Origin of the sequence: Paraburkholderia sp. SIMBA_030 (assembly GCF_046535245.1) — a bacterium.
GTDB lineage: Bacteria > Pseudomonadota > Gammaproteobacteria > Burkholderiales > Burkholderiaceae > Paraburkholderia.
In genome coordinates this window covers 1-273 of sequence record NZ_JAWRXB010000501.1, presented here as the reverse complement: position 1 = coordinate 273, position 273 = coordinate 1, and the positions used below count along the sequence as shown (strand labels likewise).

Annotated in this window: 1 pseudogene; it reads right to left on the bottom strand. The window is 72.2% G+C overall.

The features are described from left to right. A pseudogene (locus SB772_RS40965) lies at positions 1 to 273 on the bottom strand (hypothetical protein); the annotation flags it as partial.

The following is a 273-nucleotide window of genomic DNA, read 5'->3' as shown; positions in this document are numbered from 1 at the left end:
ACTATGTTGCGGACCGACGCCTCGCCAGGCTTCGATCAGGCAACGCGGCGGCTGCGCGGCCATCGGCCAGGCCGCGAACGGGGCGAACGCTTCGGCGGCACCCAGCGCGGGCGTGCGTCGCCATGCATCCGGCTCGGCGGATGATGCGGGTTCGTCCAGGTACGGAGCCCCGCCGCGCAGCAATCGCGCGGTGCAGGCCGCCAGTGCCGCATCGGCCGCGTGGAATGCAATCAGCCGGTCGGACAACGCACGCGTGCGGCGCGATTCCGTGAG